Genomic DNA, 1208 nt, shown 5'->3' on the forward strand with positions numbered 1-1208 from the left:
GGTTTTGTTTTGTTTAATATTCTTTTATGACATTATAGAACGTGTCGCGTTCGACTGGTGTTTTGTTAGCGGTTTTGATCAGGTGGACAAGTTCTTTTCTTGTGATGCCTGATGACGTCAGTGCACCCACTGCATGAGAGATACGTTCTTCGATCAGCGTACCGTGAATATCACTTGATCCGAACGTAAGTGCCATTTGTGTCAGCTGCACTCCAATGTTGATCCAATATGCTTTCACGTGGTCGAAGTTATCGAGCATCAACCGGCTGATCGCGATCGTTCTCATATCATCAAACGCTGATGTACGGCGCTGAAGCCCCATTGTCGCAGAGCGGGGCTGCATCGCAAGCGGGATAAAGACCATGAAGCCGTTCGTGCGGTCTTGCAGCTGGCGCAGTCTGTCCATGTGGATGAGTCGCTCTTCTTTTGTCTCAATCGAGCCGTACAGCATTGTAGCATGTGTGCGCAGACCAAGACCGTGTGCAATTTCATGAGCTTCAAGCCACTGGTCAGTAGATGCTTTGTCTGGGCTCATCTTTAAACGGTAACGTTCGGTAAGGATCTCTGCACCGCCGCCAGGCATAGTGTCGAGACCAGCTTTGATTAACTCTTCCAATACTTCTTTCATCGAAATGCCCGCAATGCGAGAGAAGAATTCAATTTCCGCTCCGGTATATGCTTTAACGGTTACTTGCGGATATTTTGCTTTTAGCGTTTTAATTGTATTCAAGTAATAATCGAACGGTACTTCATGGTTGTGGCCGCCAACGATATGGAATTCACGGATGTTGTCATTCCAGCGTTTTTCCACATACTCAAGAAGCTTGGCATCGTCCATCGTATAAGCACCTTCTTCTCCAGGCTTGCGCTTAAAGCCGCAGAAGCTGCATGTTGCCTCACAGACGTTTGTCGGGTTGATATATAAGTTTTCAATAAAATAGACACGGTCGCCGTTTTTGCGAAGATTTACTTGGTTGGCCAGCTGTGCAACTCCAAGCAGGTCTTCTGTTTCATATAGAAAAAGTCCATCTTCTATCGTGAGTCTTTCACCATGTTTAACTTTCTCTGCAATTTCCTGCATACGTGATTGTTGAGAAGTGAATATCGTCATTTCTTTCCCCCGTTCTACTCGTCAAGCTGCGAATAAATGTATCGTAAAAACAAGTTAATAATATGAAGTAAATGCTGTAACCATTATAAGCCTTCTG

The 1208-nt window shown here is 44.9% G+C and carries 1 protein-coding gene; it reads right to left on the reverse strand.

The genetic code is table 11. The features are described 5' to 3' along the window. Positions 1-13 precede the first annotated feature (13 nt). Positions 14-1111, reverse strand: coding sequence for an aminofutalosine synthase MqnE (gene mqnE, locus CGZ90_RS20260; RefSeq protein WP_094254264.1), 1098 nt, complete (start codon positions 1109-1111; stop codon positions 14-16). Between the last annotated feature and the right edge of the window lie 97 nt (positions 1112-1208).

It is taken from the genome of Fictibacillus aquaticus, assembly GCF_002245695.1.
In the GTDB taxonomy this organism is placed as follows: Bacteria; Bacillota; Bacilli; order Bacillales; family Fictibacillaceae; genus Fictibacillus; species Fictibacillus aquaticus.

Coding starts and splice junctions, on each gene's coding strand:
- mqnE (WP_094254264.1), bottom strand. CDS start 1,111: ATGACGATATTCACTTCTCAACAATCACGTATGCAGGAAATTGCAGAG.